At 38.8% G+C, this 15,060-nt stretch carries 11 protein-coding genes; 5 read left to right on the plus strand and 6 right to left on the minus strand.

Annotated features, from left to right (window positions below; genetic code table 11):
* Nucleotide 1 precedes the first annotated feature (1 nt).
* The 5 genes from WAE64_RS12815 to WAE64_RS12835 all read left to right on the plus strand — a co-directional run bounded on the left by WAE64_RS12815 (nucleotide 2) and on the right by WAE64_RS12835 (nucleotide 4,071).
* Nucleotides 2-517, plus strand: coding sequence for a DUF4199 domain-containing protein (locus WAE64_RS12815; protein ID WP_340237029.1), 516 nt, complete (start codon nucleotides 2-4; stop codon nucleotides 515-517).
* A gap of 3 nt (nucleotides 518-520) precedes the next feature.
* Nucleotides 521-1,243, plus strand: a complete 723-nt coding sequence (gldF, locus tag WAE64_RS12820; RefSeq protein WP_340237030.1) for a gliding motility-associated ABC transporter permease subunit GldF — start codon at nucleotides 521-523, stop codon at nucleotides 1,241-1,243.
* An 18-nt stretch (nucleotides 1,244-1,261) separates the two neighbouring features.
* A complete protein-coding gene (locus tag WAE64_RS12825; protein ID WP_340237032.1) occupies nucleotides 1,262-2,050 on the plus strand; it encodes a PhzF family phenazine biosynthesis protein in 789 nt (262 codons plus the stop codon).
* Nucleotides 2,051-2,238: 188 nt separating this feature from the next.
* Nucleotides 2,239-3,291: a tRNA preQ1(34) S-adenosylmethionine ribosyltransferase-isomerase QueA gene (gene queA, locus WAE64_RS12830; RefSeq protein WP_340237034.1), complete on the plus strand. Its 1,053-nt coding sequence runs from the start codon at nucleotides 2,239-2,241 to the stop codon at nucleotides 3,289-3,291.
* An 81-nt stretch (nucleotides 3,292-3,372) separates the two neighbouring features.
* Complete coding sequence (locus tag WAE64_RS12835; RefSeq protein ID WP_340237036.1) at nucleotides 3,373-4,071, plus strand: 2-C-methyl-D-erythritol 4-phosphate cytidylyltransferase; 699 nt, start codon at nucleotides 3,373-3,375, stop codon at nucleotides 4,069-4,071.
* On the opposite strand, the gene WAE64_RS12840 is transcribed toward WAE64_RS12835, so the two are convergent.
* From WAE64_RS12840 to WAE64_RS12865, 6 genes are all read right to left on the minus strand, one after another.
* Nucleotides 4,056-4,856 (minus strand): hypothetical protein, encoded by an 801-nt coding sequence (locus WAE64_RS12840; protein ID WP_340237037.1) that lies wholly within the window; start codon nucleotides 4,854-4,856, stop codon nucleotides 4,056-4,058. The two genes, WAE64_RS12835 and WAE64_RS12840, sit on opposite strands and share 16 nt — an antisense overlap.
* Nucleotide 4,857: 1 nt before the next feature.
* A complete protein-coding gene (locus tag WAE64_RS12845; RefSeq protein WP_340237038.1) occupies nucleotides 4,858-5,574 on the minus strand; it encodes an SDR family NAD(P)-dependent oxidoreductase in 717 nt (238 codons plus the stop codon).
* Nucleotides 5,575-5,650: 76 nt separating this feature from the next.
* Nucleotides 5,651-12,937: a T9SS outer membrane translocon Sov/SprA gene (sov, locus tag WAE64_RS12850; RefSeq protein WP_340237039.1), complete on the minus strand. Its 7,287-nt coding sequence runs from the start codon at nucleotides 12,935-12,937 to the stop codon at nucleotides 5,651-5,653.
* 206 nt (nucleotides 12,938-13,143) lie between these two features.
* Nucleotides 13,144-13,737 (minus strand): Holliday junction branch migration protein RuvA, encoded by a 594-nt coding sequence (ruvA, locus tag WAE64_RS12855; protein ID WP_340237040.1) that lies wholly within the window; start codon nucleotides 13,735-13,737, stop codon nucleotides 13,144-13,146.
* A gap of 103 nt (nucleotides 13,738-13,840) precedes the next feature.
* Nucleotides 13,841-14,386 carry a hypothetical protein gene (locus WAE64_RS12860; protein ID WP_340237042.1) on the minus strand — a complete coding sequence of 182 codons (546 nt, stop codon included), beginning with the start codon at nucleotides 14,384-14,386 and terminating at the stop codon, nucleotides 13,841-13,843.
* Nucleotides 14,387-14,526: 140 nt separating this feature from the next.
* Entirely contained in the window at nucleotides 14,527-14,979 is a 453-nt protein-coding gene (locus WAE64_RS12865; RefSeq protein ID WP_340237043.1) for a DUF3299 domain-containing protein, read from the minus strand.
* Between the last annotated feature and the right edge of the window lie 81 nt (nucleotides 14,980-15,060).

The raw sequence follows: 15,060 nt of genomic DNA on the forward strand, positions 1-15,060 counted from the left end.
CATGGAAAAACCATCTACAGCTCGCATTGCACTTAAATGGGGTATAATTACCTCAGTTGTTATTATCATTTACTCTGTAATTTCTTATATGACGGGTTTGTTCAAAAACACGGCTTCCTCATATTTGTCATTTTTGTTTCTACTTGGTGGAATCATATTTGCAGTAAAAGAGTACAAAACCCTAAGTAATAATTTTTTGAGCTTTGGCGAAGGGCTTGGTGTTGGTACTTTAATGAGCGCAGTTACTGGCTTAATTTCGTCTCTTTTTTCGATTGTATATATGTTGATGATTGATACAACTATTATGCAACAATTAGGTGCCATGCAAGAAGAACAGTTGGAAAAAAGAGGAATGACTCCTGAAGAAATCGATCAGACAATGGAAATGATGAGTAAATTTTCGAGCCCCGGAATGCTTTTTGTATTTGCTGTGCTTGGTTATATATTTTTTGGCTTCATTTGGTCGTTAATAGTTGCAGCCGTTCAGAAGAACGAAAAACCCGAAATGAATTTTTAATAGATGCTTACAATTTTCAGAAAAGAACTCAATAGTTTTTTAAACTCGCTGGTTGCCTATATTGTTATTGGTGTGTTTCTGGTTTTAGCCGGACTTTTTACCTGGGTATTTGAAGGAAACGTGCTAGACTACGGCTATGCCGACCTGAATAGTTTTTTTCAATTAGCCCCTTATATCTTCATTTTTCTGATTCCGGCCATTACAATGCGCCTGTTTTCAGAAGAATTTAAAACCGGCACTATTGAGCTACTTTTTACAAAACCACTTACCGATTGGCAGATTATCCTGGGTAAATTCCTGGCTGCGTTTATATTGGTTATCGTAGCACTTTTACCTACTTTTTTATATTATTATTCCGTCTATGAACTAGGTAATCCAAAAGGGAATGTCGATACCTCGGCTGTAATAGGTTCTTATATTGGCCTTTTCTTTTTGGGTGGGGTATTTGCCTCAATTGGTTTGTGGGCCTCTTCGCTTACCGATAATCAGGTAGTAGCGTTTATTATCGGAGCCTTGGCTTGCTTCTTGCTTTATGATGGTTTTCATCAGCTTGCACAATTGTTCAATGGTTCAACACAATATCTGATTGATTATATAGGTTTAAGTTACCACTACGAGTCTATCGGCCGTGGTCTTATAGACTCACGCACGCTCATTTATTTTCTGAGCGTAATAGTACTGATGCTGTATCTTACCAAAGTGCAGGTGTCGGCAAAGAAAAGCTAAAGATTTCTGAATATTTATATGCAATTAGCAATTTATCAGGTTGATGCCTTTACAAAAAAGCTTTTTGGAGGGAATCCGGCCGCAGTAGTACCACTAAAAGAATGGTTACCCGAAGCACTTATGCAAAAAATTGCCTTAGAAAACAACCTTTCTGAAACTGCTTTTTTTGTGCCAACCGCCTCCGGATTCCATATCAGGTGGTTTACACCTGCTGCAGAAGTAGCCCTTTGTGGGCATGCCACCTTGGCAACAGCTTATGTGGTTTTTAATATTATGAAGTACCCCTCAGATACCATTTTATTCGATTCGAAAAGTGGGATTCTGAAAGTAAAAAAAACGGATAGTCTCTTAGAACTTGATTTTCCGGCGCAAGACCTAACACAAGTTGATGCACCTGACGGCCTGATAGATGGCATTGGCAAAACACCTAAAGAAGTTTATAAAGCAGGCGATGACTACCTGCTGGTATATGAATCGCAAAAAGATATTGAAAGCATCAGCCCGAATTTTAGTGCGTTAAAAGCACTTAAAACCAGAGGTATAATAGTGAGCGCAAAAGCCAGAAGCAAAAACCTTGATTTTGTGTGCCGCTTTTTTGCGCCCGCAGTTGGTATCGATGAAGACCCCGTTACAGGTTCGGCTTTTACCAAATTAATACCTTATTGGGCTGATAAACTAGAGAAGACAAGCTTTGAAGCTGAACAGATTTCAGCCCGCAAAGGAAGTTTATCTTGCAAACTAGCAGGCAAAAGAGTGCTGATTGCAGGCCATGCCAAGTTATATCTCAAAGGAAAGATACAGGTTTAAGCCCATTTTTAAACATTTCTACCAAAACACTTGACACCCCCTATACCGATTTATTACCTTTGCGACCTGAAAATCCGAGGTAATTAATATTTTACCTATATTTCCTCATGCCGGAAAAATAAATCCCCAGACATGAACGAAATCAACAAAAAAATTTCTGCCTAGAGCAGAATTGGGGAGTCTACAAAATGAAACTTTCAGAATTCAAATTTGATTTGCCGCATAGCCTTGTTGCCATGTACCCTCCTGACCAACGTGATGGAGCCCGTATGATGGTTGTAAACAGAAAAACTAAGAAAATTGAACACAAAATGTTTAAGGACATCACCGAATATTTTGGTGAGAATGATTCCTTAGTTGTAAACGATACTAAAGTTTTTCCAGCTCGTTTGTATGGTTCTAAAGAAAAAACAGGTGCTAAAATTGAAGTTTTTCTTCTTCGTGAGCTTAACCGTGAAATGCGTTTGTGGGATGTGTTAGTTGACCCTGCAAGAAAAATAAGAGTAGGTAATAAATTATATTTTGGAGATAGCGACCTGGTTGCCGAGGTAATTGATAATACAACTTCTCGTGGCCGTACTATCCGTTTCCTTTTTGATGGTTCGCATGAAGAAATGATGAAGGCCATTCATGAACTAGGGGAAACTCCACTACCGATTGATGTAATCAAGAGAAAAGTTACTGACCAGGACCGTGAAAGGTATCAGACTATCTTTGCCGATAAAGAGGGTGCCGTAGCTGCACCAACGGCAGGTATGCACTTTACCAGAAACGTACAACGCCGCATGGAAATCAACGGAGTTAATTTCTGCCCTGTTACCTTGCATATTGGTATCGGTACTTTCCGTCAAGTTGATGTTGAAGACCTTACGAAACACAAAACCGATTCGGAGAATTTCTTTATTCCAGAAAAAACTTGTGATATCGTAAATAGCTCAATAGATAAAGAAGGTAAAATATGTGCAATTGGTACTACAGTTCTTAAAGCACTTGAGTCTTCGGTTTCGGCAAGCAATCATTTAAAACCTGTCGATAACGGTTGGACTGATAAGTTTATTTTTCCGCCGTACGATTTCAAAATTACTAATGCGCTATTAACAAACTTCCACCTGCCTGAGTCAATTCTTATCATGATGGCCTGTGCTTTTGGTGGTTATGAGTTAATTATGCAAGCATACCACGAAGCAATCAAAGAAAAATATAAGTTCTTTACTTATGGCGATGTAATGTTGATTCTCTAATAGCAGCATAAAAATATTACTTAAAGCAGAGAAATGAGCAGTGTTTTCATTTCTCTGTTTTGTTTATAAAGCAATATATTGATGGAAAAACCAAAATATGCAGTAATAGTAGCAGGCGGAAGTGGCAGCCGCATGGGTAGCGAAATACCAAAACAATTTTTGCCACTAGCCGGCAAACCAATCTTGCTGCATACAATTGAACAATTTTTGAAGATAGAAGGCATTCAGATAATTTTGGTTTTGCCTGAGAAAGATATTGAATACTGGAATGAACTTACCCAAACGCTACAATTGAAGGCTGATTTATTAAACGCTCTAAAGATTGTAGTAGGAGGGAAGAGCCGCTTTCAATCGGTAAAAAATGGCTTGGCTCATGTAAGTACTGATGGAATAGTGGCCGTGCATGATGGCGTGCGCCCTTTGGTTACTGCTGAGATAATCAACCAGTCGTTTATTGTTGCCAATGAAACAGGCAATGCTGTTACGAGTGTGTTATTGAAAGATTCAATACGGGAAATAGATGAAAACCAACAGAATCGGGCATTAGAAAGAACCAGATTCAGGCTTATGCAAACCCCTCAGACTTTTAAAGCTGAAATCATGAAAAAAGCATTTGAAGTTGAAGAACAAAGCTTTTTTACTGATTGCGCCAGTGTATTAGAATTTGCTGGATACGCAATAAACCTGATTGATGGGTCTTACGAAAACATAAAAGTAACAACACCTGAAGACCTGATAGTGGCCGAGGCTTTACTGAAAAGTCGCTATTCACAATTATAAGAAAGCGTAGAAATATTAGCAACCGTGCTCGATAAATCTTCACGAATCACCTTTATAGTCTCCGGGAAACCTTTGCTATTATAAACAAGCTCTCGGCGGGTTTGTTGATTAACAGCCTCAGTGAATTTAGTATCATCAAACACAAACACTTTTGATGAAACAATATTGTGTTCGCCAAAGGGTAGAAACAAACTGAGCGGCCGGATAATCCAATAGAACTGTATTGCAGGAATTCCCGCAAATAAATTCCGTTTATCGTCAAATTTATGCTCGGTTATGGTAGGGGTAAAGCCTAAATCGGCTCTGAAAATACTTTGTGGGTTACCGTTATTATCATATTCAATACTACGGGTTATACCTATTAAATAACGGCTAATGATACTAACAGGCCGATTTTGAGAATCGTACTCTATATCAATTTCGTCTTCAATATTGCCATTGGTACTTTGGGTTATTTGCTTTACGTTTCCGTTGTTATCAAAACTGGCATCGTATCTTTTGATTCTGTTAGGATTCCCTTCATCTCTTACAGCCTTTACTTTGCCTTTCTGGTTATATTCAAAAAAAGCAATTACTCTGTTGAGCGTATCTTTTTTAGAATTAAGGTCATAGCTGACCATCTTTTCGATACGGCCATCTTTTAGCGTAAGGAAATCATAATGGAAACTAGCATTGAGCGGATTCTCCTGAACAAACTTTTCTAGCTGGCACGTATCTATATCTTCGTTTTTATTGCACGAAGTAAAAATAAGTAAGGAGGCAAGAAGTAAAGCTATAATTTTCATATCAGAGAATTTTGGCTAAAAGCCATTCAGGGAATACTTTCATCAAAATTGCTAATAAAAAATACCTTTTCGTAATATAGGCTACATTTTTTTTCGATTCTATAGCCGCCACTATCTGTTTAGCTGCTTTTTCAGGGCTTGCTACCCAAAACATACCTTTATTTTGTTTCGTCATAGGGGTATCGACAAAACCTGGCCGAATATCTGTTACGGCAATATTATGACGGAATTTAGATGAACGTAACCTCAACCCCTCCATGTAGCTCGAAACAAAGGCTTTAGAGGCATGGTATTCTGGTGCATAGGGGCTGCTTCTGAGTGCAGCCAATGACGAGACGCCTACAATATGACCTCCACCTTTATTTTTGAAGTAGGCATAAGCCCATTGTGCGATTGCTACAAATCCTTTTACATTTACATCAATTGTTTGAATCTCTTCTTCAAAGCTGGCTTTCCCGAAACCGACTCCGGCATTAATAATTATTTTATCAAATCCACCATGCTTGTCTGCCAAAGCCTGCATTATTTGGCGGGCATCAGTAATATTTACTACATCCATCTGGCTAATGTGTATTTGTTGGGTAGGGTAAGCCTCTTGTATTTCTTCAAGTAATTTCAGCCGTCTGCCGGTTAGAATTACCTCATTGCCTTGCGAAATGTATAATTCTGCCAATGCTTTGCCAATGCCTGTGGTAGCGCCTATTATGATGATTTTCATGTGATAATGGTCAGGATAAAAATAAAGGGTTATTGCCTAAACAATAACCCTAAATATACACAACAATTCGGTTTTATTACATATCTGATAAGCTGAATCTTACGTTGATACCTCCGGTTGTAGTTGTTCTCGGAAACGAGAAGTTGGTAACAAACGGACGATTGTTCATGTGGTCAATATAGAAATTGAGTAACACACGCTTGTTAACCTGATAGGTAATACGTGGCCCCCATTGCAAGTTATAGTTACCTTGGGTTGGCTGAGGGTCTCCGTCCAATCGTCTCTGAATCGCTTTTGCATCACGAATCGTAAATGCAAACTGGAAGTTCAAATCGTTTTTCAGCGTAATCACTTTCCCATCACGGCCTCTCAATGGTAACTTTACTCCGCTTTTTTTGAAGCCTAGATTAAACACAAGGTCAGAACTACTGTATTCGGCTACCTGAGAGTTTGAAAGGTTCAAGGCTGCTCTACGCTCTCTGTTCCAATCAAATCTACCTGTAATCTTGCTCTTTGTGGTGAACTGTACCCCAATAAATGGCTGGAATTTCTCTTCAAGCGAGATAGTACTCATCACGAATATTGGAACAAATAACCCATCTCTAACTATAGATTGTTGTTTAGAGTTTTCATTAGGCATATATGGATAGTTCTGAATCATTAGGTTAACTACAGCTGAACCGTAGTCGAGCGATGATGTATAGTTACCAACACTATAAGTCGAGCTATAACTATGGCTGATTGAGATAGAGGTAAAGAGTTTTTTGAATGGTTCCAGATTTGCCAAGCCGCTATAATCTATACGCCAGTTTGGCATAGGGAATCTAAAGCCCTTTGAAAATGGAAACTTAGTTAAATCAAGATCTTTCCCTTTGCCACTGTAGGCTGCTATAAACGAAGGCACCAGCACATCTTGCGAATTCAGGTCGTAGGCTCCCTGTTCACTTGATTGCATTGAACGTAGTTTTTCAGCAAAGTGCTGACGATAATCACGCATATTATTGAATATGCTGTAATTATAGTTGTTTCTGATATCATCTTTAGTCATGCGAGCAAAGAAGGTATTGAACGACCAGAATGAAGTACTGAAATTACCGTTTCTTACCGGAGAAGTGCTTGAGTATCTGCCTGTTGAGTCGACGATATAATACTCCTGATAGCTGTCTCCACGGCTAAAATTACCACTGATTTGCATTCTGAAATCTTTAAATGGCTCAATGGTAGTGCGGTAACTAAATTTCTTTTGTTTGGTTTGTACAAATGGATCGGTTTGAGTTTTTGTTTTTGATAACCAGCCTTTTGATGCAGCAATCTCTTGGAAATTGGCACCTTCAGTTAGAAAGTTTTTGTCTTTTGTATATTGATTCCCTAATACAAAGCCCAGACCCGGTGCACCATCTTCGCCCAAGCCAAAGAATTTAGGCGTTGGCATAAAGCCGGGCAAGATAGTGGTTTCTACAATAGAGTAGTCATAATCAATACCTCTAACTGCCATCAATAAACGAGTAAAGGCTTTTGCTACGTTGTTTGGCGCAACTTCAATGTCTTCGTCGTTGCCGGGGTTACGTGTAAATCTTTTGGTTTTAGGCGTTGGGCTGTTAGCAAACTTAAGGTATTTAACCTTGTTGTAAAGTTTTACAAAGTCAATTTTACCTCTTATACCTCTGTCTCTTCCGTTTCTGATTGTGTTACCGAAACGGTTAGATTCTTCGTCTATGAGATTCAAAGCCATAGCCTGATAACCAAAGTTGTTGTTGTATTTGGCATCGGCTGTCATCCAGTCAAGCAAGAAGAATTTATCAAGAGGTAAGCGATAGGTAAAGCGCATTTCCTGATAGAAATTCTTGGCACGACCAAAGCCAAGAATACTCTGGCGTAATTCACGGGCTTTAGTTTCGGTATTTATATCGCCATAAGGTTCGTCAACAATGGCGTTCATGGTAGCAGTATAATTAAACAGAATACTCTTCGTCAAATTCCATTGTAAGTCATAGTTTCTGTTCATTAAAAAGTATTTCTCAAAGTAAGGTGCAACACCATCGGTAGATAGGTCAGCATTTCTTAACATAGTTCTGGCAAAGCTCTTGTCAAAGTCTGTTCTGAATGCCATTACTGTCGGAATAGGAGAGAGGTTGAAATCTTTCAGCCAATATAAAAATGGCCTTTCCATACTTTTATTGTTCTTGAATGGTTCCCAATTAATTTGTTTCGGCTGATATTGATACGTAAAACCACCTTTATGCTGATTAAGCGAGTAATCGTCAATCAATATATTGCTTCTGTTTACGTTGTTTTGGGCATACGTGAACGAGAAGTTTTCAATGTCATAAAAATGTGGTAATGCGCCTTCTCTGGTTTTTATTTTGCGCACATTCGAGAAGTTAAAGCCTTTGCGCACACTATTGTCAATCACCATTCGTTTGTATGCTTCACGCCGAACGGGGTCATCAATATTATTGAGTGCGTTTTCAAGCGGCATATCAGGGTCAAGCGGATTAAAATGTGGCGTAACCGTTTGCTGGTCGAAGTTCACAAAGAACGGAATCTTAAGCCCCCAGTTTTCTGGGAAAAACTTATCAAGTTCAATGTTTGATGCTACTCCAAAGCCTTTTCCGGTTTCACGGGCTCTTTCTGATATTTTATCTTGCACACCACCAAAACCAAAGGTTTTCAAGTTGGCGTTGATCGATACCGTTGCAATATCAGCCAGTTTAATATTTGCAGCTAGAAGCCCTGCATCGCCCGAGGTCTGGTCAAAACCGTAGGCACGCAATTCATTCATCCAAACCGTATATGTATTCGGCTGTTCGTCTTCCGATTTCGGATTCCGAAGACCCACCATAATTGTAAGTATAGCACTTAAATCAGGATTACCTAATACCGTTATTTTATAGGTATTTCCTTCGGTTCCATCATCCATTATTCCGGTTGTTGTACCCGAATATGGCACTGTAATATTAACCGCTTGTCTATTTCGTTCACCTTTCAGTGCTACTAAATCTTGCAGGGCAACATCCAGCCAGTTTTCTTTTGGCCATATCACGTTTTCGTCTAATGAGCCGTTTGGTGTAATCTTTAATTGTGGAATCTCGATTTCGTAATAATGCTGATTTAAGTCTGTACCGATTCTGATAAATGCGCCACCCACTGTTTTTTCGTCGTTAGCCTCGTTTTCGGCATGGATAAACATTCTTAATCTTTTATAATTAATCATGTCGATGCGAGTATTGCGAAATACGCCTCTCGAATCTCCGTCACGCAGATTAGTTACGGCCAACGACATTGATTGCTCGTTGAATTTTACATTGAACTGTTGTTGGGTAATATCCTGGTCTCTGATAAACCCTGGTGGAACTTTATAAGGCGTTTTGCCATCTTTAATATTACAACTTTGTCCGTCTTCAGCGCAGCCGTTTTCTTCAATATTTACCACACCCATTTTAAACTTGGCATCATAAGGCTCAGGCACTTCGGTTAATCCGCCTTGGGTAAGATTTTTATCATATATACGATACTGATTTGACTCTAGCTGCAATGAAGCAAAACGTAAAACTACTGGTTGTTCAAAATCAGTAAGCATCATACGCATGAAGCGAATAGACTTGAAGCCGTTAATATCGCCAAATTTGCGTGTAAACTGCTTGATAGGAACCCGGAACAAATACCAGGTAGCTTGTGTACCTTGAACCGTTACCTGGTCTACAATAAAACCATTACCAACTGTTAGTCTGTTGGGTGCTAAATCAATTTCATATTCATAATAGTTTTCAACGTCGTTTATCGTATTATCTCCGTTGATGTCTTCTTTATCAGGCATAACCGAGTTGGCTAATGTAGGGCCGGTAGTTGATGCATTACTTTGTGGTGAGTTGTTTTCAACACCCAAGTAGTTTTTAAAACGCTCTACTAACGATTGGTTTGCTGTAAAGCTAGGGTCGGTAAAGAATTTAAAATCATCGGCTGATGGGTCTTTTTCTGCTATTGCTCTGGCCGATGCATTGGTAATATTTCCCAAGAATGTTTTAATATGCGGAAAATCTCTCTCTTGTTCGTTGTTCATACCATCTAAACCAACGTCTTGTTTTGCTCTTGAGCCGGGTTGGTTATCAAAGGCATCGGTCATAAACTGTACTTTGGGTACAAAGCCCCAGGGTGTCTGGTCTGGTTTTGATTGAACCGATACCGAATCATTGGCAGGCAAACCATTCTCGAAGCTATTTCTTCCATCAGGAATAAAATCTTCTGAAATATCGCCTAAATGAAATTTAAGTTTACCACCACTCGTATTGGCTTTGTTACCGTTGGGTGAGCCATCGCGTACAACGTCTTTGAAGGGGTCAAGCATCCAGAATGTGAGGTACTCTGTATTGGCATTATCAAAATCATTATCTGCCGTAATACCTCTCATTATAGAACCAAAATTGTCTTTGGGATTCGACAATAAACCCTCGCTTGTCAGCCTCGGATTATAGTTATACATACCTCTTTCTGATGGGAAATAAGATACGTCTAGTACTGTAACAGGAACCGATTGCCCATAGGTAGGAATTGAACGCCCCGGGAAAATCTGTTGAGGAGTAAAAGCCCTTTCGTATAAGTTAGCATTAGCAGACTCCTGAACTTGTGGAGGTAGTACGTTGCCTCCTTCGCCACCAAAACCACCATCAAAATAAGTGGTCTGGTCTATGGTATAGACCGATATTTTGGCTCTTTTGTAGTTCTGGTTGTAGCTAATAGCATTCCCTCTTAATGGCTCAGGCACACTACCAGGGCGCCATCTGGTTGGCTGGCGTGTAAGGTCGTTTATATTTCTTGTTGCCTCAAAATCATCAATCATGGCATTGCCATTAATGCGCTTATTGTTTACCGAGGGAAATAGCTTGGCGTATTCGGCAGTAAACTGAATAGACGACATTTCTTTGGTTTGAATCAGCGGCAAGGCATCAAGGAAACGAGTCAGGAATCGGGCATCTTTACGATAATTAATATCGAGCCCTACAATGGTATTATTAACAGGCTCTTGGCCTATGGCAATACGAGTCATAAATGCTGGGGTACTTTCTCGTAAGGTCATGGCTGTGGCACCAATATGAATATCTTTGCTCAAGTTATAATCAAGGCGTGTGCCGAGCATCATTCTGATTTGTGTATTAAACAAATCGGGGCGTTCCCACTCGATTCTGATTTGTCGGGCCGAATTAAGCACACTCTGGTTCATAATTTTGATACGGCCCAACTGTGGTTCGATTGTATAATCAACACCCTCTTGCAATTGCACACCACCTGCATATACTCTTACAGATGCACCCGAAGCGCCTAAAGGCAACATAATTTCAGATGAATTACTGGCCTGCAAACTACCTCTTATAAAGAACTTGTTTTTGGTAGTTACCTGCTGTGCATCGGTAAGAGTTGTACGATACAATTCGTTGTAAACGTATTTATCTCTTAAAATCTGTTCGTCTAAGGCAAATTTTGAGGACAAGTGAGAACCAAAAGGCTCAAGCACCGGAAAAATCAGCCTTCCCATTTTAGCATCAATCGTTACATCTTCTATAAAGTCAAAGTTTCCATCACCGCCGGGTTGGGGGTCATTGTTAGGATTCAGATTATCAAGATTCATCACCCTTACCAAAGGCACATCTTTCAAGGTTTTACCTTCTTGCAAGTTAGGGTTATCAATACCTGTACGGTCGTCTTTATAAATGATTCTTAACTGAAAGCCTTGTTTGCCAATACCCGGTACACCCAACGAATAAATGTTTTTCATCATCAAGTCCCACATTGGCGCGTTGGTACGGTTACGAATGGTTGAGGATTTAACCAACTTCAAAATTATGGCTTCATCTTCACGGCGAATAGAGTAATCTTCTGTTAATTCTCCGACTTTATATTTTTGCCCGTTATAGGTATATTCAAAAGCAACGGCCAGAACTTCATCGTTACGAAGCGGCGTAACTAAAGAGAGATAGCCAAGTTCATCATGATATTTAAACTCACGCTCTGTCAGGCGTTTAGCTCCTCTTAATATTTCATAATCAATTCCTTTTTTAAGACCTAATGCAGATAAAGCTGGTGATGAAGAAGTTGAGTCAAGTTTTCTGATACCTGGGTTATTATTAAGATTTTTAAAAAGTGATGTAGTTTCGTTATCTGCCGGTTTATAGCTTGTGCCACTTTTCAAATCTCCTAAATCAGTAAACGCAAGAAGGTTACGCATTGATTCAACAGAGTTTGTACGGTTGGTTACGTAAACCTCAAGTCGGGTAATTTTTACACCTGAAAGTACCAAAGGAAGGTTGCGCAGGGCTTTTTCATAATTACCCCTGAAAAACTGCGCCAGAAAGAAATGTCGGTTTTCTTCGTAGCTATCTGAACGTATTTCAAATGTACGGTTTTGCGTACCACCATTTAATACAATCGACTCCGTTTTAGAACGCTGCTGCGCTACTACCTGCGTAACATCTAATTTACCAAGCTTGAATCCGGCTTTTACCCCAAACAGATTTTGCACACCCGGAATCAACTGGCTTTTTACAGGCATACTTATATTACCCGCTTCAACTTTTTGAAGAATATCCTCCGGCTGATTTTTAAAATTCAGTTTTAATTGGTTCTCGAAATTAAAAGCCGCTTTGGTGTCCAAGTTAGTTAACATTCCCAGCTTTTCGCCAATCTGTCCATTAAAGTTGATATTAATTTGTTCGTCAAAATTGAAGTAGGTCTGGCGGCGTTGAATAATAGGTATAACAGGGTTATCAATAAATTGATGAATAATTTTGAAGTCTAGCGTTACAAAACCATTTGGTTTTAATTTATCCATCATGTTTCCACCAAAAATCCTATCTACAATAGGGTTTTTCTGTAATAGCGGCCTTAGACCTTTGCCAGTTGTGGCACTTTTACCGTCTTGTAGCTCTTCATATTCTCGTAAAATACTTTTTCTTACATAGGCATTTTGAAGACTCGAATATTCGTTGAATGTTAATGATTGAGGAAGTTTATAATCAATGCCTTTGCCTGCTTTTTCGGTAATCGAAATATCACTTGAAGTTGGAGAAACACTAAAATCGGTTGTGATATTGTTGGGGTCTTTTAAATAAAAAGGCGATTGCGGTACAGCCTGAGCATAACGGTTTAGGTAACGGTCTTGCCAACGGTAGGCAGGTTCTCGACCCGTGCGGGCAATAATAGTATCTTTTTCCGGAACTGCTAGGGAATCGGTGCGTAAAGTATCAGCTTTGGTTGTTGCATTCTTTTTTCTGCCTAATAATTGAGCGTCGGCTTTCTCACTAACCAATACAAAGCTGAAAAACAAAATAAAGAATAATGTAAAATTTTTTACAAATGGCTGTCCGAACATAAATTTTTAGGGAGTAATCAATAGGTACCTCTCACTTAACGACTAAAATCTTACCGATAGTCTATGAGAAATACAAAAAATTGTATGCTTTTTATTTAATGGTTTCTAAGAATAAACAACCAGATACACAATGTTTTTAATCATAGCAAAAAATTTTACTTTCAGGTAAAACTAAATTTTCATAGCAAACAATGGGTACTTTTTATTTATCTTAAAGCCAATTTAATTAATTGCTCAAGTGTAATATCACTACCTTCACGTTTCAATATAGTATCTATGCTCTTTTCGGCTGCTGCACGTTGAATACCCAGCGTAACAAGTGCTGTGAGTGCTTCGTTACGCAAAGCAGTATTGGCCGGAGCAAATATATTTGGTGTAACACCGCCTAGCATCGAATCTTTTTTGAGTTTATCTTTTAGCTCAATAATGGCTCTTTGGGCAGTTTTAAGGCCAATGCCTTTAATGCTTTGTATGGTACGTACATCTTCCGAAACTATGGCATGTTTTATTTCGCCTGATGATAATGACGATAACATAATAATTGCCGTACTCGGTCCAATACCCGAAACACTAATCAGATCTTCAAACAATTCTTTTTCAGCACCATCCGAAAAACCGAAGAGTGTATGAGAGTCTTCTCGTATTATCTGCAAAGTATGAAGTTTGCATCGTTCACCCGTATTATGGAGGGCGGCGTATGTCTGAAGCGAAATTTTAACCAGATAGCCTACACCTGCCACATCTATTATTACATAAGTTGGGTCTTTGTAGGCTAGTTTACCATCAAGATAAGCAATCATATAGGTTTACAGATGTTCAGTATCTGTAATTGGTTTTAAGGATTAGTAAATCGTTTGATAATGTAAAGAAATGAAAAATAAGCGAAAGTTTCTAGGATTTGTCCTATTTTACAATATTTATTCTTATACCTGCACTTATCTGAGGATTAATAAAAAACGGAGAAGGAAGAGCCTCAACGTATAGCCCGGCATCAATAAAGAAACCCATGTTCTGGTTTGGTATTTTAAACTCAAGCCCGGCTGTTCCGGTAGGCCCAAGTGAAATTTTACTGACAGATTTGATACTTTCGTTGCGCCAGGCATCAGGGAAATGCTTTCTTGAATTGATTTGCCCACCAAAACCATAGTACGCATGAGCCCAGTCCCGGTTAAATATGGCAGTATGAAACAAGTATATACCCTGAATCATTAAACCTGCTGTTTTGTACTCGCCTCTGTTATATCTACGGTCATTGTTATAAATCAAACCATAAGTTCCAACGTTTACATCGAGTGCTCTGTCACCGTTCTGGAAATATTTCCTGATATTAAACCCTAATGGCTCACCAACCCGGAAACCTACCGACCAGTTGTAATCATATTGTGCCTGAGCCGTTGAAATTGAAGAAAGAATAAGTATTGGAATAACCAAAAACAGTAACTTTTTCATGTTTTTACTATTATGTGAATGGGAAAGTATATTAAAACAAATATAACGACATTTTAACGAATAGGAGCCCCTATTTATTCAATAAAAAAGCGTCTGAATTTATTTTCAGACGCAAAAAAAGATTTTTTGTCACAAAAAAATTATTGAACCAAATCAGCATTAGTCAAAATATAATTTAACTCATTAATATCATCGGCATTAAGTTTTAAAGTGCCTTTAACCGTAATTCTATCGTCGGTATTAAACCTTTTGGTAGTTTTTTTGAATTTCACCTGTACCACAGATTCCGGGCCTGCTTGTCCGCAGAAGAAACAAGAGCTATAAGGGTTTGCCGATAATACATACATATTGGCATCAACATCTACCGGAATCATGTATCCTGTCAATTCAACCTCTTTATTTTGTAAACCTGCAACTTTTTGCCCGAACGTAGGGTAGAGGATAAACATTGATTCTTCTGCACTCCATTTTTTCTTAAACGTAACGTCTCTCAACGTTTCCCATGTAATTTTGGTTGGCCCTTCTACAAAACCGAAAGAAATAGTGCCTAAAATTGCTAGATTAATGATGAAGTATTTAGATATTTTTTTCATATTTTCATTGTCCTTTTTCTGAAAAAAGAACCGTTTAGTTTATAGATGTTGTTCCCGTTTTAACCCGAGAAAATTGAAATT

It is taken from the genome of Emticicia soli, assembly GCF_037860775.1.
GTDB lineage: Bacteria > Bacteroidota > Bacteroidia > Cytophagales > Spirosomataceae > Emticicia > Emticicia soli.